Origin of the sequence: Cognatishimia activa, assembly GCF_017798205.1 — a bacterium.
Taxonomy (GTDB): Bacteria; Pseudomonadota; Alphaproteobacteria; order Rhodobacterales; family Rhodobacteraceae; genus Cognatishimia; species Cognatishimia activa_A.
The window spans coordinates 1,511,752-1,536,574 of the sequence record NZ_CP060010.1; the positions used below are offsets into that span (position 1 = coordinate 1,511,752).

General features: G+C 57.6%; 21 protein-coding genes and 1 pseudogene. 17 read left to right on the forward strand and 5 right to left on the reverse strand.

Going from position 1 to position 24,823, the window contains the following annotated elements; translation table 11 throughout:
* Positions 1-58 precede the first annotated feature (58 nt).
* From HZ995_RS07325 to HZ995_RS07335, 3 genes are read left to right on the forward strand one after another with little or no spacing between them, the layout of a single operon-like run.
* Entirely contained in the window at positions 59-973 is a 915-nt protein-coding gene (locus HZ995_RS07325) for a thioredoxin family protein (RefSeq protein ID WP_209358007.1), read from the forward strand.
* Between the two features lie 27 nt (positions 974-1,000).
* A complete protein-coding gene (locus HZ995_RS07330; protein ID WP_209358008.1) occupies positions 1,001-1,645 on the forward strand; it encodes an LON peptidase substrate-binding domain-containing protein in 645 nt (214 codons plus the stop codon).
* Complete coding sequence (locus HZ995_RS07335) at positions 1,642-1,827, forward strand: Trm112 family protein (RefSeq protein WP_209358009.1); 186 nt, start codon at positions 1,642-1,644, stop codon at positions 1,825-1,827. The genes HZ995_RS07330 and HZ995_RS07335 overlap by 4 nt, the downstream gene beginning before the upstream one ends.
* Here HZ995_RS07335 and HZ995_RS07340 read toward each other — a convergent pair.
* The gene (locus HZ995_RS07340) at positions 1,824-3,038 is read right to left on the reverse strand and encodes an FAD-dependent monooxygenase (protein ID WP_209358010.1); all 1,215 of its coding nucleotides are present in this window, start codon (positions 3,036-3,038) and stop codon (positions 1,824-1,826) included. The two genes, HZ995_RS07335 and HZ995_RS07340, sit on opposite strands and share 4 nt — an antisense overlap.
* Before the next feature lie 83 nt (positions 3,039-3,121).
* Between HZ995_RS07340 and HZ995_RS07345 the strand changes: the two genes are divergently transcribed.
* The 4 genes from HZ995_RS07345 (at position 3,122) to HZ995_RS07360 (ending at position 9,486) form a co-directional block, all read left to right on the forward strand.
* Positions 3,122-4,459, forward strand: a complete 1,338-nt coding sequence (locus HZ995_RS07345; protein ID WP_209358011.1) for an amidase — start codon at positions 3,122-3,124, stop codon at positions 4,457-4,459.
* Positions 4,460-4,729: 270 nt separating this feature from the next.
* Positions 4,730-5,914 (forward strand): aminotransferase class I/II-fold pyridoxal phosphate-dependent enzyme, encoded by a 1,185-nt coding sequence (locus HZ995_RS07350; protein ID WP_209358198.1) that lies wholly within the window; start codon positions 4,730-4,732, stop codon positions 5,912-5,914.
* 8 nt (positions 5,915-5,922) lie between these two features.
* Positions 5,923-8,775, forward strand: coding sequence for a DNA translocase FtsK (locus HZ995_RS07355; RefSeq protein ID WP_209358012.1), 2,853 nt, complete (start codon positions 5,923-5,925; stop codon positions 8,773-8,775).
* A gap of 81 nt (positions 8,776-8,856) precedes the next feature.
* On the forward strand, positions 8,857-9,486 hold the full coding sequence (locus HZ995_RS07360) for a LolA family protein (protein ID WP_209358013.1): 630 nt from the start codon (positions 8,857-8,859) through the stop codon (positions 9,484-9,486).
* Here the strand turns inward: HZ995_RS07360 and HZ995_RS07365 are convergent.
* Complete coding sequence (locus tag HZ995_RS07365) at positions 9,483-10,079, reverse strand: lytic transglycosylase (protein WP_209358014.1); 597 nt, start codon at positions 10,077-10,079, stop codon at positions 9,483-9,485. The two genes, HZ995_RS07360 and HZ995_RS07365, sit on opposite strands and share 4 nt — an antisense overlap.
* A gap of 234 nt (positions 10,080-10,313) precedes the next feature.
* Between HZ995_RS07365 and hspQ the strand changes: the two are divergent.
* Positions 10,314-10,639, forward strand: a pseudogene (gene hspQ, locus HZ995_RS07370) (heat shock protein HspQ).
* Between the two features lie 36 nt (positions 10,640-10,675).
* Here the strand turns inward: hspQ and ggt are convergent.
* Positions 10,676-12,253, reverse strand: a complete 1,578-nt coding sequence (ggt, locus tag HZ995_RS07375) for a gamma-glutamyltransferase (RefSeq protein WP_209358015.1) — start codon at positions 12,251-12,253, stop codon at positions 10,676-10,678.
* Positions 12,254-12,374: 121 nt separating this feature from the next.
* Between ggt and HZ995_RS07380 the strand changes: the two genes are divergently transcribed.
* The 6 genes from HZ995_RS07380 (at position 12,375) to HZ995_RS07405 (ending at position 20,465) form a co-directional block, all read left to right on the forward strand.
* On the forward strand, positions 12,375-12,833 hold the full coding sequence (locus HZ995_RS07380; protein WP_209358016.1) for a GAF domain-containing protein: 459 nt from the start codon (positions 12,375-12,377) through the stop codon (positions 12,831-12,833).
* A 119-nt stretch (positions 12,834-12,952) separates the two neighbouring features.
* Complete coding sequence (locus tag HZ995_RS07385) at positions 12,953-13,522, forward strand: helix-turn-helix domain-containing protein (RefSeq protein ID WP_209358017.1); 570 nt, start codon at positions 12,953-12,955, stop codon at positions 13,520-13,522.
* A gap of 37 nt (positions 13,523-13,559) precedes the next feature.
* On the forward strand, positions 13,560-16,007 hold the full coding sequence (locus tag HZ995_RS07390; RefSeq protein WP_209358018.1) for a GcvT family protein: 2,448 nt from the start codon (positions 13,560-13,562) through the stop codon (positions 16,005-16,007).
* Positions 16,008-16,090: 83 nt separating this feature from the next.
* Positions 16,091-16,972, forward strand: a complete 882-nt coding sequence (locus tag HZ995_RS07395) for a homocysteine S-methyltransferase family protein (RefSeq protein WP_209358019.1) — start codon at positions 16,091-16,093, stop codon at positions 16,970-16,972.
* Positions 16,965-17,987, forward strand: a complete 1,023-nt coding sequence (locus HZ995_RS07400; protein ID WP_209358020.1) for a GlxA family transcriptional regulator — start codon at positions 16,965-16,967, stop codon at positions 17,985-17,987. The genes HZ995_RS07395 and HZ995_RS07400 overlap by 8 nt, the downstream gene beginning before the upstream one ends.
* A 24-nt stretch (positions 17,988-18,011) precedes the next feature.
* Entirely contained in the window at positions 18,012-20,465 is a 2,454-nt protein-coding gene (locus HZ995_RS07405) for a GcvT family protein (RefSeq protein WP_209358021.1), read from the forward strand.
* Here HZ995_RS07405 and HZ995_RS07410 read toward each other — a convergent pair.
* The gene (locus HZ995_RS07410) at positions 20,462-20,776 is read right to left on the reverse strand and encodes a hypothetical protein (RefSeq protein ID WP_209358022.1); all 315 of its coding nucleotides are present in this window, start codon (positions 20,774-20,776) and stop codon (positions 20,462-20,464) included. The two genes, HZ995_RS07405 and HZ995_RS07410, sit on opposite strands and share 4 nt — an antisense overlap.
* A 133-nt stretch (positions 20,777-20,909) precedes the next feature.
* Between HZ995_RS07410 and rarD the strand changes: the two genes are divergently transcribed.
* Together rarD and HZ995_RS07420 are read left to right on the forward strand one after the other, a co-directional pair.
* Positions 20,910-21,809, forward strand: a complete 900-nt coding sequence (gene rarD, locus HZ995_RS07415; protein WP_209358023.1) for an EamA family transporter RarD — start codon at positions 20,910-20,912, stop codon at positions 21,807-21,809.
* Between the two features lie 31 nt (positions 21,810-21,840).
* A complete protein-coding gene (locus tag HZ995_RS07420; RefSeq protein WP_209358024.1) occupies positions 21,841-22,494 on the forward strand; it encodes an RluA family pseudouridine synthase in 654 nt (217 codons plus the stop codon).
* A gap of 119 nt (positions 22,495-22,613) precedes the next feature.
* On the opposite strand, the gene HZ995_RS07425 is transcribed toward HZ995_RS07420, so the two are convergent.
* Entirely contained in the window at positions 22,614-24,038 is a 1,425-nt protein-coding gene (locus HZ995_RS07425) for an aldehyde dehydrogenase family protein (RefSeq protein WP_209358025.1), read from the reverse strand.
* Between the two features lie 116 nt (positions 24,039-24,154).
* On the opposite strand from HZ995_RS07425, the gene HZ995_RS07430 reads away from it, so the two are divergent.
* Positions 24,155-24,805, forward strand: a complete 651-nt coding sequence (locus HZ995_RS07430; RefSeq protein WP_209358026.1) for a peroxiredoxin — start codon at positions 24,155-24,157, stop codon at positions 24,803-24,805.
* Positions 24,806-24,823 lie beyond the last annotated feature (18 nt).

Below are 24,823 nucleotides of genomic sequence, written 5' to 3' on the forward strand. Positions count from 1 at the left end.
TGGCATGCATGCGCAAAGTCGCCATATAGGCCGTAACTTAGGATTATGGAGCCAGAAAATGCTCGAGCTTGGACAAGGTAGCGACGCCCCTGCAGGGGATCTGATCAAAGACGTCTCTGAGGCGACCTTTATGCAGGACGTGGTCGAAGCCTCGATGCAGGCTCCGGTGATTGTGGACTTCTGGGCGCCTTGGTGTGGGCCGTGCAAGACGTTGGGACCAGCGCTTGAGGCGGCTGTGACCAAAGCCAAGGGCGCGGTCACGATGGCGAAGGTCAATGTGGACGAGAACCAGATGATCGCAGGTCAGATGCGCGTGCAGTCTATACCGACGGTCTATGCGTTCTATCAGGGTCAGCCGATTGATGGGTTTCAGGGGGCGGTGCCCCCGTCTGAGATCGACGCTTTTGTGGCTCGGGTTGTTGAGCAATCTGGTGGGTCTGCAGATGGTGGGCTGGGCGATGCTTTGGCTGCCGCTGAGGAGATGCTCGAGGCTGGCGAGGCAACAGACGCAGCGCAGACCTTTGCGGCGATTTTGGGAGAGGATTCCAATAATGCGGCGGCCTTTGGCGGCCTGGCGCGGGCGCATTTGGCGTTGGGCGAAGTGGATCAGGCCGAAGCCGTTCTGAATGGCGCGCCGGCCGAGATTGCGGATGCTCAGGAGATCGAAGCGGTCTTTGCGCAGATTGAATTGGCCCGTCAGGCAGAAAACGCCGGGCCCGTTGCCGAATTGATGGCGCAGGTAGAGGCCGAGCCAGAGAACTATCAGGCGCGTTTGGATTTGGCGCAGGCGCAGCATGCAGCAGGTGATGCAGAGGCTGCCGTGAACACGCTTTTGGACCTCTTCCGTCTGGATCGCGAATGGAATGATGGCGCCGCGAAAGCACAGCTATTCACGATTTTTGATGCGCTTCAGCCCAATGATCCGGTGGTTCTGAATGGGCGCCGCAAGCTGAGCTCTATGATATTTGCCTAATTTGGAAACCGCGCTAGACTTTTGAGCATGTTCAAAGCTGCGGACCTTCCCGAAATCGTACCGATCTTTCCCTTACCGGGCGCGTTGCTCTTGCCGCGCGCGCGGCTGCCGTTGCACATCTTTGAGCCGCGGTATCTGGCAATGTTGGACGATGCGCTGAAAACGCGCGAACGGATGATTGCGATGATCCAGCCTGCGGTGCATGGGCATGGCGGCGAGGACGCATTGCATCAGATTGGCTGCGCCGGCCGGATCACCCAGTTTTCCGAAACCGAAGACGGGCGCTATATGATCACTCTGACGGGGATTTCGCGGTTTCGGGTGGAACAAGAGTTGTCCGGCTTTCAGCCGTATCGGCGTTGTCAGGTGCGCTGGGAAGATTTTGCGCGCGACCTTGGCAGCTCAGAGAAAGATCCGGCCTTTGAGCGCCCGGGGTTCTTGCAGTTGTTGAAGCGGTTCTTTGACAGTCGGGAATTGTCGACCGATTGGGAAACGCTCGAAGAAGCCGATGATGAGCTTCTGATCAATTCCCTGTCGATGATGCTTGATTTCCAGCCAGAGGATAAGCAGGCTCTGCTGGAGGCGCCGTCTCTGGGGACGCGACGGGAAACGCTTGTGACGCTCATGGAATTTGCGCTACGAGGCGGCACGCAAGAGGATTTGATTCAATGAGCGACACGCCGTCTTTTGACCCGCATATGCTAGAGGCTTTGATCTGCCCGCGCACGCAAAGCACCTTGGAATATGATGCCGAGGCGCAGGAATTGGTGTCGCGCAAAGCGGGTCTGGCCTTTCCGATCCGCAATGGCATTCCGATTATGTTGGTCGGCGAAGCGCGCGAGTTGGACGATTAACGCATCAGACGTGGCAGGTCTCCGGTGAGGCCTGCAGCTTCGCGAATGAAAGTGCGACGTAGGCCGGGGATTGCGTTCACGACCCCCATTCCGATATCACGACCCATACGCAGCAATGGATTGTCGTTTGAAAACAGCTTGTTCGTGAGGTCCGTGGCGGCCACGAGGGTGGATGTGTCAAAACGCCGCCACTGTTGGTAACGCTCCAAAACGTCAATCGCCGCAAAGTCCTCGCCTCGGGACTTGGCGTCGCTTAGGACCTCGACCAAAGCCGCGACATCGCGCAGACCTGCGTTGAGGCCCTGACCTGCGATGGGGTGTAACCCGTGGGCCGCGTCTCCGACCAAGGCCACGCGGGGGGCGACGAAATCATTGGCCACACTCAAGCCCAGCGGATAGGTGAACCGCGCGCCCGCAAGGGAAATTTCTCCGAGGAAATCGCCAAAACGAGGCCGCAGGACCGCGAGGTAATCCTCGTCGCTGAGCGCATGGATGGCGGCTGCGTTTTCAGCGGTTTCCGACCAGACGATCGAGCTGCGGTTGCCAGGCAAAGGCAGGATCGCCAGAGGGCCGGGCGGCATAAAGAATTGATGTGCGACGCCGTTGTGGGGCAGTTCGTGCTGGATCGCGCAGACCAGAGCTGTTTGGCCATAGGCCCATCCGGTGCGTTTTATGCCCGCGCGCATGGCAACACTACTTTGTTTGCCATCACATCCAACAAGCAATTTCGCCGAAAGTGTTTTGCCAGAGGCCAATGTGACCTGAACGCCGACTGCCGTAGTCTCTTGATCAAAGACCGAATCTTCGTTGATCTGAGTGATCCCGTCTGCCTTCGCCAAAGCCGTCTGAAAGGCGCGATAGAGGAAGCGGTCTTCGCACATAAAGCCCATAGGGCCTTCTTCGATTTCATTGTGATCAAAATGCAGAAAGAATGGCGAGGGGCCTTCGCCTGCGCGCCCGTCGCTGACTTTGATATCAAGCATGGGCTGTGTATCCGCCGCGACGCTGTCCCAAACACCGATGGCATTCAGCAGGCGTTTTGAGGCCAAAGCCAGCGCATAGCCACGCCCGTCGAAATTATCCGAAGCACGCGCCGTTTGGGGCCGTGCATCCACGATGGCCACAGAAAACCCAGCTTGGGCAAGGCCGAGGGCGAGGGCAGGGCCGTTTAGGCCTCCACCAGCGATGAGGATATCGAAATCATGCGTCATTGCTTCTCAATATGCGTCTCACTTCGGGATTGTCCATGCGCCTTTGGGCCGCTACCGTTCAGAAAATTTCCGAGGGGATGGGCATGTTTGAGTGGCTCAAGATGAGTGCTGCGCAGTTGGGGCGTGAAATTGGCGACGGGGCGATTGATCCGGTGGCGCTGGCGCAGGCGTTTTTGGGGGCGATTGACAGCAGTGACCACAAGGATCGGATCTATGCGCGCGCGACCTATGATCGCGCGATGGCCGAGGCCGAAGCAGCTGCGGAGCGGGCGCGGGCAGGGGAACGGCTGTCGCCGCTGGATGGGGTGCCTGTCAGTTGGAAAGATCTGTTTGATACCGAGGGCGTTGCGACCGAGTCCGGATCGGCTTTGTTGAAAGATCGCGTGCCGACCGTGGACGCCAAGGTGTTGCAGACGGCGACGTCTCTGGGCCTTGTGTGTCTGGGCAAGACGCATATGTCCGAGCTGGCGTTTTCGGGACTTGGGTACAATCCCATCACCGCGACTCCGCCTTGTATCAATAACAAAAACGCCGTGCCCGGGGGGTCGTCGTCAGGTGCGGCGGCTTCTGTGGCCTTTGACCTCGCGCCTATGGCGATTGGGTCTGATACCGGAGGGTCGGTGCGGATTCCGTCGGCTTGGAATGATCTGGTGGGGCTCAAGACGACTTGGGGGCGGTTGGATGACACTGGCACTGTGCCGCTGTGCAAAAAATTCGACACGATCGGTCCTCTTTGCCGCACGGTCGAAGACGCAGCTCTGGCTTTGGCCATGCTTGAAGGTGGCGTTCCGGCGGACCTGCGCAATGCCAGCCTGAAAGGGCGGCGGTTTGCGATCATCGACACGGTTGGCATGGAGGACTTGCGCGATGGCCCGGCGCGCGGGTTTGAATATGCCGTAGATGTCCTGCGGGATGCAGGGGCGAGCGTGGTGCATATCGAAGTGCCTGAACTCGAACGCGCTATGGCGTTGTCGGGCGTCTTGTTTACCACAGAGGCGTATGGGCTTTGGCGGGACGCAATCGAGGCCAATCCGGATGCTATGTTCGCGGAAATTCGCGACCGGTTCCGTGCCGGTGGGCAGTTTTCGGGCGCTGATTATGTGAGCGCATGGGATGAGTTGAACGCCATCCGCGAGGTCTGGCACAGTCGCACGGCCGGATTTGATGCGGTGATCTGTCCGACGTCTCCGATCCTGCCACCCGAGGTGCATCGGCTTGAGACCGACAAGGATTACTACGTGCAGGAAAACCTGATGGCGCTGCGCAATACGCGGATTGGCAATCTGATGGGGCTCTGTGGGGTTACCCTGCCAACCGGCGTGCCAAGCTGTGGGATCATGTTCCTAGGGGCACCTTTTGAGGAAGAGCGCTTGCTGAGGGTGACTGCTGCGGCTGAAGCGGCGCTGGCGGCAGCGGGCTAACCCCGCGCGCAAACCGCGCCAAAGCTGACCCGCCCCTATGGGGCAGCTTTTTGGCATCTGCTTCGCAATGCGGTTCGCTAGGATGTTCGTTGCTACCATAAAGTGGACAACGCCACGTCCCAGCCGCTCCCCCGCGGGTCAGCTTTGGCGCGGTTTGCGCGCATGTCACAACCGTTTGGAGTCGCGTTGTTTTTCTGGACCTGAGAGGCAAAATTCGGTAGATTGTCTGTAACGGGGCGAAAATGATCCCGACAACGAGGCAGTTTGAATATGTTTCCCGAGCGGTTTTCGAACCTTCCGGCTTATGCGTTCCCGCGTCTGCGCGCGCTATTGGATTCCCATGAACCTGGGGGCCCCATTGTCCATATGACAATCGGCGAACCCAAACACGCCTTCCCTGATTGGATCAAAGACGTGCTGGCCGAGAATATGGCTGGCTTTAACAAATATCCGCCCAATGATGGCTCGCCCGAGCTGTTGACTTCGATTGCCGATTGGATTGATCGTCGGTTTTCCGTGAAGGTTGATCCGAACGGTCAAATTATGGTGCTGAACGGCACGCGTGAAGGGTTGTACAACGCGGCGATGGCGCTGTGTCCTGAAACCAAGAATGGCGCGAAGCCCGTCATTCTGACGCCGAACCCGTTTTATCAGGTCTATATGATCGCAGGGATCTCTGTTGGTGCGGATATCGAATTTGTGCCAGCGGCTGCTGAAAACGGGTTCTTGCCGGATTATGCGAGTCTGCCCGCCGAGGTGCTCGACCGTACGGCCATCGCCTATATCTGTTCGCCCTCAAATCCTCAGGGTGCGGTCGCGAGCGAAGCCTATTTGCGCGATCTGATCGCTCTGGCCGAGAAGCATGATTTCCAGATCTTTGCGGATGAATGCTATTCCGAGATTTACCGCGACGTGCCACCGAAAGGCGCGCTTGAGGTCGCCAAGGACATGGGTGCCGCTCCAGAACGGGTTTTGATTTTTCATTCGCTGTCCAAACGCAGCAACCTACCGGGCCTGCGCTCTGGCTTTGTGGCGGGTGGCCCCGAGAGTATCAAACGCATCAAACAACTGCGCGCTTATTCGGGCGCTCCTCTGCCCCTGCCATTGCAGCGCGTCGCAGAGAAGGTCTGGGCAGACGAAGCCCATGTCGAAGAAAACCGCCGTCTGTACGCGGAAAAATTCGACATCGCAGATCAGATTTTCCAGGGGCTGCCGGGCTATCTAAGCCCTCAGGCAGGATTTTTCCTCTGGTTGCCCGTCGAAGACGGCGAAGCCGCGGCCCTAAAGCTGTGGAAAGAGACCGGCATCCGCGTGCTTCCGGGCGCGTATCTGAGCCGGGACGTGAACGGGGAGAACCCCGGTAAAACCTATATAAGGGTCGCCTTGGTGGCCCCAATAAAAGACGTCGAAGCCGCGCTGAGAACGCTGCGCGACTGTCTTTATAAAGAAGATTGAGGGTAAAGATGGCGTATCAGGCACGAGGTCGGGATCCATTGTTTGACAGCGATATGCAGGCGGCGATTGAACGGCGCGGCAAAGAGCTGATCGGGATCGCTCTGGTTGTTGTTGGGCTTTTGGCGGCGGGGATGATCGGATCCTACACGCCGGATGACCCCAATTGGATGAGCGCGACGGACGCGCCGGTGCAGAACCTCTTGGGCCGCTTTGGCGCATCACTGGCAGCACCTCTCTTTATGATCATCGGCGGCGGCAGCTGGGGGATTGCTCTGATTGCAATCGCCTGGGGCATGCGCTTTGCCTTTCATATCGGTGAAGATCAGGCGCTGAGCCGTGTGATTTTCGCACCCATCGCGATTGCAGTGGCCTCTGTTTATGCGGCGACTTTGGTGCCGGGCGCGGGGTGGACCCATGCTTTCGGTCTGGGTGGCCTCTTTGGCGATACCATTCTGGGGGCCGTGCTGAATTTCCTGCCGATGAGCGCTGCGATTGGTCTGAAACTCATGTCCGTGATCTTTGGCATCGCGGCCCTGTTCCTCTTGTTGTTCGTGATGGGCGTGACTGGCCCTGAACTGCGCTGGGGCACGAAGTTCCTGATCGTTGGCGTGATTATGAGCTATGCCACCTTGATGACCGCCTTGGGCCGTGGTGCGCATGGCGCAGTCGCCGCCGCACATGCGGTGCAAGCGCGCCGTCAGGATCGCCGCGAGGCACATGCGGCTGCGATGCAGCAGAACGGCTGGGCCGAGGCCGTCGGCGATGAGATCGTCTATGAAGACGATGAGCCCTATATCGAAGAAGAACGTCCGAGCCTCTTGGCACGCGTGCCCGGCCTTGTGAAACGACCCGAACCAATGCCTGATGAGATGCCAGAGCCCGAGTTGGTCGAAGCTACTCCGGTCGCGCATGTCGAAGCTATTCCTGGCGAAGATCGCATCAAAGAAAAGATCGCGGATGTGGTGAAATCCCGCCTGCGCAACCGTCAGCCGGTTTATGCACAGGATTTGGATATGGCCCGTCAGGCCGCAGCGCCCGCCCCCCAGCAAGAGCAAGTCGTGATGACGCCTGCGGCTGAGACTGGGTTCCGTGCAGAGCCTCCGCTGACTGCGAAAGCAATGGTTCAGCCAGAGCCAACCTTGGACATCCCAATGGCGCCGGTCGAAGAAGAACCTCTAGTCGAGGAAATCGAACCCACCGTGCCGCATATCCCTGTGCAACGTACGGCGCCGCAGGTGCCGGTAAGTGAGCCAAAGAAAGTCGTGCAACACACGCGCAAGGTTACGAAACCTTCGGCGCGTGCCAAAGCAGAAGCCCAGCCTCAACTGGCCTTTGAAGACAACGCTCAGGCCTATGAGCTGCCGCCTTTGTCCCTGTTGACCAGCCCTGACACGATTGAGCGCCACCACCTCAGCGACGAGGCGCTCGAGGAAAACGCGCGGATGCTGGAAACCGTACTGGACGACTATGGCGTCAAAGGCGAGATCGTCTCGGTGCGTCCGGGTCCGGTTGTGACCATGTATGAACTCGAACCTGCGCCCGGTTTGAAAGCGAGTCGTGTGATCGGTCTGGCCGATGACATCGCGCGTTCTATGGCCGCCCTGTCGGCACGTGTATCCACGGTGCCGGGTCGGTCAGTCATTGGCATCGAACTGCCAAACGACAAACGCGAGATGGTGGCCTTCCGCGAGATCCTATCCAGCCGCGAATATGAGGCTGGCAATCGCAAGCTGCCGCTGGCCTTGGGTAAGGACATTGGCGGGGATCCGGTGGTGGCGAACCTCGCGAAGATGCCTCACCTCTTGATCGCGGGTACGACCGGCTCGGGTAAGTCTGTGGCGATCAACACGATGATCCTCAGCCTGCTTTACAAGCTAACACCGGAAGAATGCCGGATGATCATGATCGATCCAAAGATGCTGGAGCTCTCGGTTTATGACGGCATCCCGCACTTGCTGAGCCCGGTTGTGACCGACCCGAAAAAGGCGGTTGTGGCGCTTAAGTGGACTGTGGGCGAGATGGAAGATCGCTATCGCAAGATGTCCAAGATGGGCGTGCGCAACATCGACGGCTACAACAGCCGCGTCGAGGATGCTCTGAAAAAAGGTGAGATGTTTGAACGTACGGTTCAAACGGGCTTTGACGATGAAACCGGCGAGCCGATCTTTGAAACAGAGTCGATCCAACCGGTGAAAATGCCTTACATCGTCGTCGTCGTGGACGAGATGGCTGACCTGATGATGGTTGCGGGCAAAGAGATCGAAGCCTGTATCCAGCGTCTGGCACAGATGGCACGGGCCTCGGGCATTCACATCATCATGGCGACCCAGCGTCCGTCGGTGGACGTGATTACCGGTACGATCAAGGCGAACTTCCCAACGCGGATTTCCTTCCAGGTCACGTCAAAAGTCGACAGCCGGACGATCCTTGGTGAAATGGGTGCCGAGCAGCTCTTGGGCATGGGTGACATGCTCTACATGGCGGGTGGCGCCAAGATCACCCGGTGTCATGGCCCATTCGTCAGCGACGAAGAAGTCGAAGAGATCGTGAACCACCTCAAGTCCTTTGGCGAGCCGGAATATATCGGCGGCGTGGTCGACGGGCCTGCGGAAGAAAAGGCGGACAATATCGACGCCGTGTTGGGCCTCGGTGGCAACACGGGCGGCGAAGACGCGCTCTATGATCAGGCGGTGGCGATTGTGATCAAGGATCGCAAATGCTCGACGTCTTATATCCAGCGCAAACTGGCGATCGGCTACAACAAGGCCGCGCGACTGGTTGAGCAGATGGAAGACGAAGGCGTTGTGTCTTCGGCCAACCATGTGGGTAAACGCGAGATCCTTGTGCCGGAACAACACTAAGACGGCGGTTTCCTGCCGCAGTCACAGAAACCTGAAAAGGCGCGGGGTGTTCCTCGCGCCTTTCTTGCATAGGTTAGAGATATGAAAAGACGCAGCCTTATCCTCGCAGCCTCGCTCCTCGCGGCGCTTCCGCTTGCATCCCTCGCTCAAGAGGGCGAACAACGTGAGCTCTCGCTAGAGGAACTCTCGGCCTATTTGAATGATCTGGGATCGGTGGAAACCAGTTTTACGCAGGTGAACTGGGATAATTCGATTTCAACAGGGCTTTTGTGGCTGAAACGGCCGGGCCGTATTCGGCTGGAATATGATGAGCCCGATGCAGGCCTGATGATGGCCTTTGGGGGTAGTCTTGCGATCTTTGACAAAAAGTCCAACCAGCCGCCGGAACGCTATCCGGTGCGGCGCACACCTCTGTGGTTGTTGCTGGAGCGCAATGTAGATCTGACGGATCAGAAAATGGTCGTCGGCCATGGGTTTGATGGCAGCCACACCTACGTCGAGGCCATGGACCCAAAGCGTCCGGAATATGGCTCGATCCAGCTGCGGTTTACCTCAAACCCCACGACCCTCAAGGGATGGGTGACATTTGACGCCCATGGCGGGAACACGATGGTCGCGCTTGATGACTTCAACGAAGACGTTGAGATCGACAATCAGATGTTCAACATCTCTAAAATGATTGGCGAGCTGGTGCCCGAGGAAAACCGTTAAGCGCGGCGATAGCGACGGCAGGTGGCCAGCTGACGCTCGTACATATTTGCACGCGAGGCGACTTCTCCGGCGATGCGGACCAGCCAGTCTTTGTTGCGCCATGTCCCGCGTTTATAGCCTGTGCGGCCCTCGTGGTAGGCGAGGTACTGGTTGCGCGCGTCATTCAGTGGAATGCCAAGGCCCGATTTGGACTTGCTCATGTACCAGCCCATGAAGTCTGTGGCATCACCAATGTCATCGCGTTTCGCGCCCCAACGGCCGGCCGAGCGGCGATATTCATCCCAAGTGCCATCGACGGCTTGTGCATAACCGTAGGCAGAACTCGCGCGGCCCATCGGCAAAACACCCAAGACGTAGCGATAAGGCGTGCGGGCACGGGATTTGAACTTGCTCTCTTGGTAAATCGTCGCCATCTGCACATGCGCGGGCACGCCCCAGCGGCGCTCTGCATTGCGGAAAGCACGCGCATAATGCGGTCGCTCGTTAATGATCGAACAGGCATTATCCAAATTACGCGGTGCCGTATTGTCACCACGACTGCCGCAAGAGGCGACAACCATCAAAATGATCAGTGCGCGAAAGAATCTGCTCATCGGCCCCTCGCTATGTGTTTTTTGTTTGGAACTAATCTACCAAACCTGTCCCTCATATGGAAACAAAATTGGCGAAAACCCGCGTAACAAAGTGTTGAATTGCAACACATCTGCCCGATTTCCCCCGAGTTCCGCCGGTCTGAAAAGAGACAGTGTGTTTCCGCCTAAAATTTACCTAAAAATGGACAGTGCCCACTTGTAGGCGGTAAAGTGGGCGGGTAGGGGCTGACTGTTATGAATACGACGCGTGCAAAATATCATCTTGGGCAAGTCGTCCGACACCGCAAACATCCGTTCCGGGTGTGGTGTTTGACGTAGACCCAGAGTTCGCAAATACCGAGGAATGGTATGACGCGATCCCGGAAGACAGCCGTCCTGTGAAGGAACAGCCCTTCTATCACCTTCTGGCCGAGAACGATCAGAGCTACTACGTGGCCTATGTGTCCGAGCAGAACCTGATCGCGGACTACTCTGGCGAGCCGGTGGATCACCCTGATATCGGGGATCTCTTCGGTCCTTTTGAAGACGGGCAATACCCGCTTCATTTCAACATGAACTGATATATCAGGCGGCTTTGGGGCCGCCTTTTTTTGTGGTTAGTAGCCGAGCGCGCAGCCGTCTTTACGCGGGTCCGAGCCGCCCTCCAGAACGCCATTTTCATGCATCATGATCGCCTGAGCGCCTCCGATCGCGGTCTCTGGAACTTCGATCTTGTGACCCATGTCAGAAAGTTTCTGAACAACCTCAGGTGAATAGCCGCGTTCGATCTTAAGCGTGTCACCTTCGGCAAAGGCGCGAGGCGCGTCGATGGCGGTTTGCGGGTCCATCCCATAGTCCAGAATATTGCTCAGCAGGCGGGCGTGGCCGTTGGGCTGATACTGCCCGCCCATAACGCCGAACGGCATGATCGGAGCGCCATCCTTGGCGAGCATTCCGGGGATGATTGTGTGCATCGGGCGCTTGCCTGCGGCCAAGAGATTTGGGTGCCCGTCTTGCAGGCTGAAGCCCGCGCCACGATTCTGAAACAGGATGCCGAATTTATCCGACGCAATGCCAGAACCAAAGCTGTGAAAGATCGAATAGATCAACGACACGGACATGCGATCCTTGTCCACAACCGTGATATAGATCGTGTCTTTGTGCACCGCTTCGCTGATATCAGTCGCCGAAGCCATCGCGCGGTTTGGATCGATCAGGCCCGCAAGCGCTTTGGCTGTATCCATCGACAAGAAGTGATCCAGCTTGGTCATATGATCCGGATCCGCGAGGAAACGGTTGCGGGTGTCATAGGCGAGCTTCGTGGCTTCGGCCTCGATATGTGTGCGTTCGACACCGAAGGGGTCCATCGACGCGATGTCGAATTGTTTGAGGATGTTCAACAATAGGATCGCCGATGCGCCCTGACCATTCGGCGGGTGCTCGATCAGATCATGGGCCTTGTAGTCACCAGAGATCGGATCGGTCTGAAATCCACGGGTGTTCGCGAAGTCCTCGACGGTATGCGTGCCACCCAAAGCGGCCAGACTTTCCGCCATGTCCTCGGCGACTTCACCCGTGTAAAACCCGTCGCGGCCTTGGGCTGCGATGCGACGCAAAACCTCTGCCTGACCCGGCGCGCGGAAGACTTGTCCAGCGACCGGGGCTTTGCCGTTCATGAGGTAGAGATCCCGCGCGCGGCCCTGCAGATCATCCTGCGCGACAGCCCAATCAAAGGCCACGCGCGGCGCGACCGGCACGCCCTCTTCTGCATAGTGGATCGCTGGTGCGAGGATCGCATCAAGGCCGAGTTTCCCCCAACGCTCTGACATCTCGCAAAAGCCTGCAATAGCTGTCGGCATCGTCACCGCGTCGGGCGTGTTCAGAGGCACCTTGTCCAATCCGCGCGCTTTCAAATCACCCGCAGCCGCGCCTGCCGGAGCCACGCCCGACGCATTGAACGCCAGTGTCTCATCCGTGCCCGCTGGCGAGAACAGCGCGAAACAATCCCCTCCGATTCCAGTCATCTGAGGCTCGCAAATCCCAAGCACCACCGCGCCCGCAATGGCCGCATCCATCGCATTGCCGCCCCGTTTCAGGACGTCGACAGCCACCTGCGCCGCCAAAGGATGCGATGTGGCGCACATGCCATTTGTAGCCAGAACCGGGGATCGCCCGGGCAGGTGAAAATCTCTCATGATGGTGTCTCCCTTTGAGGGAACAATAGGCCTCTTGCGGATACTGTCCATCCCTGCGATCGGGCCGATTGACCGTTGCCACGAAAATGACGACAACAGGCTTGGATCAAAGGAGCCCCCCATGCGCGTCAATTACAATGAACTCGCGACGACACTTGCTGCCCTGACCGAAGGCGAAACAGACGTGGTGTCTCTGATGGCCACCGTGGCCTGCGAAGTGCATCACGCGGATGATCGTTTTGACTGGACCGGATTTTACCGCGTGACCGCGCCGGAATTGCTGAAAATCGGACCCTACCAAGGCGGCCATGGCTGTCTGGTCATCCCATTCTCTCGCGGCGTCTGCGGTGCAGCGGCACGCACCGGAGAGGTTCAGCTGGTCGACGACGTGAACGCATTCGAAGGCCACATCGCCTGCGCCATCTCCACACAGTCCGAACTGGTGCTTCCTGTTTGGAATCAGGCGGGCACCTTGTTGGGTGTTTTTGACATCGACAGCGATCAGCCAGCCGCTTTCACCCAAGACGATGCCACCCAAATGGCCGCGATCCTGAAAGCGAGCTTTTCAAACGCGACATAAACCTTGTCGGTTTTGAATGAAGTTCCCGGAAACACGCCTTCGCGTGAAAATTTTTCTTGAAATTTCACGATTCCGAGTCATGGTGAAATTATAGATGAAAATTTCACGGAGCCCGGTCCATGTACCAAGGCAGTCAGACACCTCAGACGCTCGGCGCAGATCTGCGCGCGTTGCGTAAGTCGCGTGGGCTGACGCTGGTCGAGGTTGCGGACGCTCTGGGACGCTCCGTCGGCTGGATGAGCCAGGTTGAACGCGACAAGTCGGATCCCTCGATCGGGGACTTGCGTGCTATCGCCAAAGCACTCGATGTGCCGATGTCTATGCTCTTTGCTCATAAACATGTGCCTGCCGAAGAGGTCGGATACATCGTGCGTGCCGGAGCAAGACGGAAACTGGGCTCGGGCGATGTCGGCCTGACCGAAGAATTGCTGTCACCCGATCTTACGGATGACTTTGAGGTCGTGCATTCCACTTTCGAACCCGGAAGCCGCATGGAACGCCCCGCGTCTCGACCCACCCAAGAAGTTGGCTACGTGATGTCTGGCGGTTTGAACCTGCGGATCGGTGAGCGAGAGTTCACGGTCGAAGCGGGCGATAGCTTTCGCATCCGTGGCGAAGAATACGATTGGCACAATCCACATAACGAACCGGCGGTGGTGATCTGGGTGATCGCGCCGCCTGTCTACTGAGTACTCCGCTGCGGCGGTCATAGGTGAGGAAAACAAAATGGCAGATCTACCCAAAAAAGCCCGCGTGGTGATTATTGGCGGCGGCGTTGTGGGCTGCTCGACATTGTATCATCTGGCGAAGAAGGGCTGGACCGACTGCGTTCTTATCGAAAAGAACGAACTCACGGCGGGCTCGACTTGGCACGCGGCAGGCAACGTTCCAACGTTCTCCACGTCTTGGGCGATCATGAACATGCAGCGCTATTCCACAGAACTATACGCGCGTCTGGGCGAAGAGGTGGATTACCCGATGAACTACCATCAGTCGGGCTCGATCCGTTTGGCGCATACCGATGAGCGCATGCAGGAATTTGAGCGCGCCTGTTCTATGGGCCGCTACCAAGGCATCCAGATGGAGATGTGGACGCCTGAGGAAACCAAAGAGCGTTATCCCTTCATGGAGACCCATGACCTCAAAGGTGTTCTCTATGACCCAACCGATGGCGACATCGATCCGGCTCAGTTGACCCAGGCGCTTGCGAAAGGTGCGCGTGACATGGGGCAAAAGATCGTGCGTTTTTGCCCGGCGTCTGGAGTGACCCAGCATGCAGATAAGACTTGGACGGTCCACACCGAGAAGGGCGACATCGATTGTGACTATGTGGTGAACGCGGCGGGATACTACGCGCAGCGAGTCGGCGAATGGTTCCTGCCCTATGGGGGTCGCACCGTGCCGATGATGGTCATGAGCCACCAGTACCTGCTGACGGAAGAAATCCCCGAAGTCGAAGCATGGTCCAAAGAAAACGGTGGCAAACTGCCTCTGATGCGCGACGTGGATGTCTCTTACTATCTGCGTCAGGAAAAGAACGGCTATAACCTTGGCCCTTACGAACCCAATTGTAAGGGCGAATGGATGGATGACGGCGATCCGATGCCCGATGACTTCAGCTTCCAGCTCTGGTCTGATGATCTGGACCGCATCGAGGACATCGTCACCGATGCCATGGAACGCGTGCCATTGATGGCGACCTCTGGCGTCAGCCGTGTGATCAACGGACCCATTCCATACGCCCCCGACGGGTTGCCTCTGATCGGCCCAATGCCGGGCGTAGACAACGCGTTCGAGGCCTGCGTCTTTACCTTCGGCATCGCGCAAGGCGGGGGAGCTGGCAAAGTCATGGCAGAATGGATCGTCGATGGCTTTACCGAATGGGATATGTGGGCGGTCGATCCACGGCGTTACACCGACTACACCGATCAGGACTACTGCAACCAAAAAGGCATGGAAGTCTACGGCAACGAATACGCCATGCACTATCCACACCACGAATGGCCTGCGGCGCGTGACAAGAAACTCTCGCCGGTCCATGACCGCATCATCGCGGCTGGCGGCCAGATGGGTGTCTACAACGGCTGGGAGCGTGCGAACTGGTACGCCAAAGACGGCGACGACACTTCGCTGGAAGCAACCCACACCTGGGGCCGGTCTGGCCCGTGGGAGCAGCGCGTCAAAGAAGAATGCGAGGCAGTGCGCGACGGCTGCGGCGTGCTCGACCTGCCGGGTTTCTCGCGCTTCATCGTCAAAGGTGAAGGCACCGCCGAAGCGCTTCGTGGCCTTGTGACCGGTGGTCTTCCCAAAGTCGGCCGAATGAACCTCGTTTATATCTCTGACGATCGTGGTCGCATCCTCACAGAAATGTCCTGCATCCGCATGGGCGAGGACGAGTTCCTTATGATCACTGCAGCCACGGCCCAGTGGCACGACCGAGACATCCTGCGCGCCGCAATGCCTGCAACCACCAGCATCGAAGATGTGACCACCACGCGCGATACGCTGATCGTCACGGGCCCAACCTCTCGTGACGTGCTCGCAGGCCTCTGCGATGCGGACCTGTCAACGGGTTGGCTAACCCACCAAGCCGCCACTGTCGCGGGCCAACCGGCTTACCTCATCCGCGTCTCCTTCGCCGGAGAACTCGGCTGGGAGGTTCATGCGCTGAACGAACATATGCCTGCGATCTATGACGCCATTATTGAAGCGGGCGCAAAACCCTTCGGCATGTACGCGCTGAACTCGCTGCGTATCGAAAAAGGCTACCGTGCTTGGAAAGGCGATCTCTCGACCGACTACTCCTTGCTTGAGGGCGGTCTTGGTCGCTTCGTCAAACTCGACAAACCTCAGGACTTCCCCGGCAAAGCTGCGATCCTCAACGAGAAGCTACAAGGCGTCAAAAAGACCTTTGTCACGCTGGTGGTTGAGGCAGGTGATGCAGACGCGCCTTACATGTCCTGCATCTGGAAAGGTGACGAGATCATCGGTGAAACCACCTCTGGCGCATGGGGCTATCGTGTGAATGCTTCCATCGCTTTGGGCATGATCAAGCCTGAACACGCAGAGCCAGGCACAGAGCTCGAAGTCGAAATCTACGGTCAAAAATACAAAGCGACCGTGCAGAAAGACGAACCGCTCTGGGATCCCGCAAACGAGCGTCTGCGCGCCTGAGGTTTCTCTTGCCATAAATATCCCGGGGGAGGGCCATAGGCCCGGGGGCAGCGCCCCCTCCCGGACCACAACCGGAGACCGACATGTCAGATATCACGATCCTCGACGGAGGCATGGGCCAGGAGCTCATCTCGCGCTCGCCAGATGAGCCAACCCCTCTGTTTGGGACCCAGATCCTGATTGATCATCCTCAGATCGTTTCGGATGTGCATGCGGATTACTTTGCGGCTGGCGCTGATATTGCAACCACCAATAGCTATGCCCTATTGCACGATCGTCTCGAAAAGCACGATCTCGATCATCGTTTCCATGAGCTCCACCATGCAGCCTGCAATGCCGCCATCGCTGCGCGGGATGCCTATGGCGCGGGGAAGGTTGCCGGCTCCATCGGTCCGCTCGGCTGGTCCTATCGCGCAGATATGGCCCCGCCCATCGATGAGGCCGCCGCGCTCTATGCGGAAATCGCGGTGTTGCAAGCGCCGATGGTCGACATGATCATGTGCGAAACCATGTCTGGACTGGATCAGGCTGAGGGGGCTTTGAAGGGCGCAAAACAGGGCGACAAACCGGTGTGGATCTGTTGCTCGGTCGATGATGAAGACGGCACAAAGTTCCGCAATGGCGATCCTATTGAGGGCATCCTAAAGCTCGCCGAAACATACGAGCCTGCTGCCGTTTTGATCAATTGTTCGATCCCCGAAGCCGTCAGTCAGGCGTTGCCTCTGATTTCAAACAAAGGCATCCCGACCGGCGCCTATGCCAATGGCTTTACCAAGATCACCAAAGAGTTTGCATCAGGGCAAACCTCGGTCGACCTTTTGCAAGCGCGTCAGGATCTGACGCCTGCGGCCTATGCCGACTTCACGGAGCGCTGGGCCGAGATGGGCGCGACGATCATCGGCGGCTGCTGCGAAGTGGGACCCGGACATATTGCTGAGGTCGCCAAAAGGTTCCGCCATGGCTGAGGCGGTGAAGCAGAATACCTGGCACGTTGATGTTCTGCTCAGCGATGGCTTTGTGCTGTCAGAGCTGGCGGCCGTGACGGATATTTTGCGGATCACCAACCGGACATTGGCGACGCAGCATTTCTCTTGGACGCATCGATCCATTGGCGGCGGCACGCGGAAAAACCCGAGTGAGATTTCTGTGGAAACCCAAGAGGTGCCGACGACTCCGACGGCCGACTTTCTCTTCGTCTTGGGCAATGCGCATGCCGAGAGCTGCGACTTGGCCCCGTCCTCAGTAATTCGCTCGTACGTAAGTCGTGGTGCCAAAGTCTATCTTCTGGCCGAGGCCGCCGCACAGTTCATCGCGCGGGATAACAACCTATCTCAACGGGCAACTCATTGGGAAAACGCAAATCTCTTCTGGGAGAAATACGGCACGTTCGAAAGCGAAAACGCTTTGGCGGTCGATGACGGTGCCATCGTCACCTGCGCTGGTATGGGGGCCACCGTCGACGTCATGCTGGTCTTGATCGGGGATCTCTTGGGCAAGGCCGTGCAAATCAACGTCGCCAATATCATGCTGCATGAATCCGTGCGTGGTTTTGGCACCTTGCAGCCGGGTCAGGAAAGCGTCTCGCGCGCGACCGGTGATTTTGAGCTCGACCAAAGCATCGCGCTGATGCACCAACACATCGACGACCCGCTGTCCATTGCCGAGATCAACGACAATATCGGCACCTCCCCCCGCGCGCTTGAGCGGAAATTCAAATCCCATGTCGGCACATCACCGAGCGCGTTCTACCGAAAAATTCGCCTGCATCGCGCCAATAACCTCTTGGTAAACACCACCATGAGCGTCACAGATATTGGCGTGGCCTGCGGCTTTGGCAGCGGATTTTCCAACCGCTACAAAAAGGTCTTTGGCGTCACGCCAAATCAAGTGCGCAAACGGGTTCAAACCGACACTTGCAAAAACACGTCAAATTTGACGGAAACGAAAGATTTCACGACCAGCAACCCTGCTAGTCCGTGACGAGTTCAATCAGGAGACCCTAAGATGGCTGACCTCCCTACCAAAGCCCGTGTTGTCATTATCGGTGGCGGCGTTATCGGTTGTTCCGTGGCCTATCACCTGACCAAAAAGGGGTGGAACGATGTGGTCCTTTTGGAACGCAAACAGCTGACATCAGGCACCACATGGCATGCGGCGGGCCTGATTGCGCAGCTGCGGGCGACGGCAAATATGACCAAGCTCGCGAAGTATTCCCAAGAACTCTATGGTTCGCTTGAAGAAGAGACGGGTGTTGCGACAGGCTTTAAACGGGTTGGCTCGATCACCGTAGCTCTCACTGAGGAGCGCAAGGAAGAGATCTATCGTCAGGCGGCTATGGCGCGTGCTTTTGGCGTAGAGGTCGAAGAAATCAGCAACGAACGCGTTGCCGAGATGTATCCGCATCTGAACCTCGAAGACGTGAAAGGCGCGGTCTATCTACCGCTTGATGGGCAAGGGGATCCGGCGAACATCGCTTTGGCGCTGGCCAAAGGCGCGCGGCAACGCGGCGGCATCGTCAAGGAACGCATCAAAGTCACCGAGATCGTAAAATCTGGCCGCAAGGTCACTGGCGTCGATTGGGTGTCAGATGACGGCAAAGACAGCGGCCACATCGAATGCGACATGATCGTGAACTGTGCGGGCATGTGGGGACATGAAGTCGGTCGCAAGGCGGGCGTCAACGTCCCGCTGCATGCCTGTGAGCACTTCTACATCGTGACCGAAGCCATCGAGGGCCTGACCCAGCTTCCGGTCCTGCGGGTGCCGGATGAATGCGCGTATTACAAAGAAGATGCGGGCAAGATGCTGCTCGGCGCATTTGAACCTAATGCGAAACCATGGGCCATGGACGGCATTCCCGACAGCTTTGAATTTGACCAGCTGCCCGAGGATTTCGATCACTTCGAGCCGATCCTGGAGAACGCCGTCAACCGCATGCCGATGCTGGCTGAGGCTGGTATTCACACCTTCTTCAACGGCCCCGAGAGCTTTACGCCGGATGACGCCTACCACCTCGGCCTTGCGCCCGAGATGGACAATGTCTGGGTTGCCGCAGGTTTCAATTCTATCGGCATTCAATCCGCTGGCGGCGCGGGCATGGCGCTCGCGGAATGGATGGATACGGGTGCGAAACCCTTTGATCTGGGCGATGTGGACATCAGTCGGATGCAGCCGTTCCAAGGCAACAAAAAGTACCTCTTTGAACGCTCCAAAGAGACGCTGGGCCTGCTTTATGCCGACCACTTCCCCTATCGCCAGAAAGAAACCGCACGCGGCGTGCGGCGCACGCCCTTCCACCATCACCTGATGGCCAATGGCGCTGTGATGGGAGAACTCGCCGGCTGGGAGCGCGCCAATTGGTTCGCAAATCCGGGCCAAGAACGCGAATATCAATACAGCTGGAAACGCCAGAACTGGTTTGAAAACTCCGCCGCCGAGCACCGGGCCGTACGCGAGAATGTCGGCATGTATGATATGTCGTCTTTCGGCAAAATCCGCGTCGAAGGGCCGGATGCCATGGCCTTCATGAACTACATTGGCGGCGGCGACTATGACGTGCCTGTCGGCAAAATCGTCTACACGCAGTTCCTCAATCACACCGGAGGCATCGAGGCTGATGTTACCGTCACGCGCCTCTCGGAAACCGCCTATATCGTCGTGACCCCAGCGGCCACACGTCTGGCAGATCAAACATGGATGATGCGCCATAAAGGTGATTTCAACGTGGTGCTGACCGACGTCACCGCAGGCGAAGGCGTCTTGGCCGTCATGGGACCAAACGCGCGCAAGCTGCTTGAAAAAGTCTCACCCAACGATTTCTCAAACGCCGTGAACCCCTTTGGCACCGCCCAAGAGATCGAGATCGGCATGGGCCTCGCCCGCGCGCACCGGGTGACCTATGTCGGCGAGCTCGGCTGGGAGATCTATGCGAGCGCTGATCAGGCAGGCCATGTCTTTGAAACGCTCTATGAGGCGGGTCAAGACATGGGCCTCAAGCTCTGCGGCATGCATATGATGGACAGCTGCCGGATCGAGAAGGGCTTCCGCCACTTTGGCCACGACATCACCTGCGAAGACCACGTGGTTGATGCTGGGCTGGGCTTTGCTGTGAAAGTCGACAAAGGCAGCGACTTCATAGGCCGCGAGGCCGTCGTGCATCGCAAGGAATTCGGCCCCAAGGCGCGCCTGTTGCAGTTCAAACTGACCGATCCAGAGCCGCTTTTGTTCCACAACGAACCCATCATCCGTGACGGCGAATATGTGGGTTATGTCAGCTCTGGCAACTACGGCCATACGCTGGGTGGCGCCATCGGCATGGGCTATGTGCCTTGCGAAGGCGAGAAGGGCGCCGACGTTCTGGCCTCGACCTATGAGATCGACGTCATGGGCACAAAGGTGCGCGCTGAGGCATCTTTGAAGCCCATGTATGATCCGAAATCCGAGCGCGTAAAGGTCTAGTGGTTCATTGGCCCTTCGGGGCGATATCGATCCATGACCTGATCCAGCATCCGGTTTGTGATCTCGGGATTTTCCGCCTGTAAGCAAGGCAGCAGCACGGCTTTGTTCATGCGCTGCCGTTGCCCGCTTGGGTTCTTGTCCTTGGCAGGCTGCACGTCGGCAAAACACTGCACAAAGACCTCCTCAGAGATATTGAGATCGGCCGCGATCAGATCGGTTGGCCGGTTTCCGCGTTCGGCATTCGGAATGGCCGCACTGGCGAGGCTAAGGCCTCCGGAGACGAAGATAACGGCGTAAACGAGAGTGCGCATGATGTCCTCTTTGGTCTGCTCAGGAGTGATACGGACCCATCACGAAATTCCGTCGCGGAGATCACAAAATTTCATCAACCGAGCGCTTTCCATAACCGCCCAGACCTGCGCTAATACCTGCCGGAGGAGCGACATGGCTCAAAGCGCGACAGTCACGAACAAAGACACCCCGCAAGGTCTGGGTTTTGCGGTTTCGGCTTATTTCATGTGGGGGTTCCTGCCGCTCTATATGAAACTCGTGGCTCATATTCCTTCGGTCGAAGTCGTCGCCCATCGGATCATCTGGTCCGTTCCCATTGCCGGTCTATTGCTGGTGATCCTGCGTCGCACCGATGCTCTGCGTGAGGCTCTGACGTCGCCGAAAACCTTGGCGCTTGGGGCGCTGACGGCGGCGTTGATTTCGGTGAACTGGGCGATTTATGTCTATTCGATTGCCACCGATCGCGCAGTGGATTCAGCGCTTGGGTATTACATCAATCCGCTGTTCTCAGTTCTATTAGGCGCGATCTTGCTGCGAGAACGCCCCACGCGCGCGCAAACTGTGGCCATCGGCCTAGCTGGCCTTGCCGTTCTGGTGCTTTTCGTGACCGCCTCGCGCCCGCCTTGGATCCCGATCAGCTTGATGCTGACCTGGGGATTTTACGCCTATTGCAAAAAATCCCTGCCGATTGGTCCCAACCAGGGCTTCATGCTCGAGGTTCTGATCCTCTCGATCCCGGCGATCCCCTATGTCGCTTATCTATATTCAACGGGGCAGGGATATTTTCTAACTGATCTTAGCAACACCTGGCTGTTGATCGGCTGCGGCGTTGTCACGGCGGTGCCACTGATCGTCTATGCCAATGGCGCCAAACTCTTGCGTCTGAGCACCATTGCCATTCTCCAATACATCGCGCCGTCGATGATCTTTATTATCGCCGTCTTTGTCTTTGGAGAGACCATCGACACCGGCCGCATGATTGCCTTCCCTCTGATCTGGTTGGCGCTGATCATCTATACCACCTCAATGATCCGCGAGATGCGCAAGGGTTGAGGCCGTCCCGCCATCCGCGTAGAGAGCGGTCATGGTAGAGATCACGCCCTATAATCCCCCAATGGATCCACTGGATGTCCTGCATGAGGACGGCCATATCATTGTGGTGAACAAACCCTCGGGGCTTTTGTCCGTGCCAGGGCGCGGGGAACATCTGGCAGATTGTCTGATCTCGCGCGTACAGGCTGCCTTTCCCGATGCGCTTTTGGTGCATCGTCTGGATCGCGACACGTCTGGCGTCATGGTCTTTGCCCTGACGGCGCACGCACAACGCAATCTCTCGATGCAGTTTGAGAAACGCAGCACCAAGAAAACCTATGTCGCGCGTGTGTCTGGTGAGATTGCCGAGAAAACCGGAACTGTTGATCTGCCACTGATTGTGGATTGGCCGAACCGTCCTCTGCAGAAAGTCTGCCACGAAACCGGTAAGCCCGCCGTGACCGACTGGCGTGTGCTAAAGGTCGGTGGCGGAGAAACCCGCGTGCGCCTATCCCCTAAAACGGGTCGCAGCCATCAGCTGCGGGTTCATATGCTGGCGCTTGGCCATGTTATCCTCGGGGATCCACTTTACGCCAAAGGCGCGGATCTCGATTATCCGCGCCTCATGTTGCACTCCGAAGAATTGCGCCTGAACCACCCGGAAAGTGGCAAAGGCATGAGTTTCCGCGCCAAAGCACCGTTTTAGGGGCGCTGCCCCTCTGAGCCTGTTTGCTGCGCAAACCGCCTCATTCACCCCGGGATATTTCTGGCAAGAGAAAAGCCGGTTTCATCTTGCCAAAAATACTCAAGTCCGACCGGGGAAGGCTAGAACGAACATCCCGAGATCACTTTGACCTCGCAGAATTCCTCCAGCCCCCAAGGGCCACCCTCGCGGCCGTTCCCGGACTGTTTCATGCCGCCAAAGGGGATGCCGTGGCCAAAGCCAACCGAGTTGGTTTCTACCATGCCCGAACGCACGGAGCGTGCCACGCGCAGGCGTTTTACATCGTCTTCGGTTTGGATGTAGTTGGTCAGACCATAGACTGTATCGTTGGCCATTTCGATGGCCTCAGCCTCGGAATCAAACGGCGTGATCGCGAGCACTGGGCCGAAGATTTCTTCGCGATAGATCGTCATGTCAGGCGTCACGTCGGCAAAGACCGTGGGGCGCACGAAATAGCCTTTGTTCAGACCTTCAGGGCGACCCAAACCACCAGCGAGCAGTGTTGCGCCTTCTTTGATGCCTGTCTCGATCAGCCCCTGGATCTTGTTGAACTGCGCTTCTGACACGACCGGACCGATGTGACGCCCAGGCTTTGACGCGAGATCCACGGTGACCTTCTCGGCCGTGGCTTTGGCGATCTCGAGCGCTTCTGCGTAGTAGCTACGTTCCACCATCATGCGGGTTGGCGCGTTGCAGGATTGGCCCGAGTTGTTCATGCAGTGCAGCACCCCGTTGCGCACGGTTTTCTCTGGCGCGTCCGCAAAGACGATATTCGCGCCCTTGCCGCCAAGCTCAAGGCTCACGCGCTTGAGGCTGTCGGCTGCGGCTTTGGAAATCGCGATACCTGCGCGGGTCGAGCCGGTAAAGCTGATCATATCCACGTCTGGATGCGTTGAAAGCTGGCTGCCAACTCCCATGCCATCGCCATTCACGAGGTTGAAAACTCCGGCCGGAAAGCCTGCGTCATCCATCATCTCGGCAAACAAGAGGCCTGAGAGGGGCGCAATTTCCGAGGGTTTCAAAACGATGGTGCAGCCGACCGCGAGGGCTGGGATTACCTTCAGCACAACCTGGTTCATCGGCCAGTTCCATGGCGTGATCATCCCGCAAACGCCGATGGGCTCCATGTGGATGCGTTCGTTGCGATAGGGGCGTTCGACCTCAAAATTGTCTAACGCCTCAAAGAAGCCGTCCATATGCCAAGGCCCGCAGCCCCACTGAGAGTTCGTGGCCATATCAATCGGCGCGCCCATTTCCTGGCTGATGGCGTCTCCCATTTCAGCCTGTCGCGCGTTGTAGATGTCATAGAACTTGCGGATCAATGCGATGCGATCCTCCATCGGGGTCGCAGCCCAAGCAGGAAACGCCGCGCGGGCCGCAGCAACCGCAGCGTCTGTGTCCGCCTGATCGCCTAGCGAAATCACGGCGCAGGGCTCCTCGGTGCTTGGGTTGATCACCTCAAGGTCTTTGGCAGCGACAGGATCCACCCAGGATCCGTTGATATAGAATTGGCGTTTTGCAAGCATTGGGTTGAACTCTCAGATAAGATTGCCACTTTTGGAGTGTAGAAATATCTATCTGCACATCGCGAGTCTCAATGCCAGAAACGCGACGTAACTAGGTCTCTTTTGGAGGATGCCACATGGCTCTCAGAATTAACGATGTTGTTCCCGATTTCACCGCCGATACCGATCAGGGCGAGATTTCGTTCCACGATTGGATTGGCGACAGCTGGGCGATCCTGTTTTCTCATCCAAAGGACTTTACACCGGTTTGCACAACGGAGTTTTCCGCCGTCGCACAATTGGCCGATGAATGGGCCGCGCGGGGGACCAAAGTGATTGGCGTGTCCGTTGATGGGGTCGAAGACCACAAAAAGTGGAAAGAAGACATCGCGAGTTATGGCAATGCGCCTGCTGGTTTTCCGATCATTGCGGATGCGGGTCTCAAGGTCTCTAAGCTCTTTGATATGCTGCCTGCTGAGGCTTACTTGCCGGATGGCCGCACTCCTGCTGACAGTGCCACAGTGCGCTCTGTGTTCATCATTGGACCGGACAAGCAGTTGAAACTGTCGATGACCTATCCGATGACTGTAGGCCGGAATTTTGCCGAGATCCTGCGCGCTTTGGACGGTCTTCAGATGTCATCCAAAGGCGTGGCGACCCCTGCGAACTGGATGCCAGGTGAGGATGTGATCATTCCGCCGACCGTGTCCAATGAAGACGCGACCGCCAAATTTGGTGAGTTTGAGACGGTGTTTCCTTATTTGCGGAAGACGAAAGCGCCTGAGTAGGGCGACGAAAGTCCAACA